Source organism: Salmonella sp. SAL4457 (assembly GCF_046548235.1).
GTDB lineage: Bacteria > Pseudomonadota > Gammaproteobacteria > Enterobacterales > Enterobacteriaceae > Salmonella > Salmonella enterica.
The window spans coordinates 1-231 of record NZ_JBGDZO010001452.1; the positions used below are offsets into that span (position 1 = coordinate 1).

A 231-nucleotide genomic window follows, 5' to 3' on the forward strand; every position below is an offset into this window, starting at 1 on the left:
GCCCTGGGCGAAGCGCTCCACGTCCGACTCGGACTTGTAGAGGCGCAGCTCGGTGGGCTCGAGCATGCCGAGCAGCGGCTGGTGGTTGGCCAGCACGCCGATTGAGCCCACCGTCGTGCGGGTCGAGACCATCTCGACCTCGTCGTTGAAGACCTCCCCCTCGGGGGTGAGGACCTCGACCTTGAACTTCGTCCGGGCCATCCCGGCTACTCCTTGGACGCGGCCTCGACG

General features: G+C 68.0%; 1 pseudogene. It reads right to left on the reverse strand.

Annotated features, from left to right (window positions below):
• Nucleotides 1–201, reverse strand: a pseudogene (locus tag ACLJNW_RS28990) (hypothetical protein); the annotation flags it as partial.
• Nucleotides 202–231: the final 30 nt, after the last annotated feature.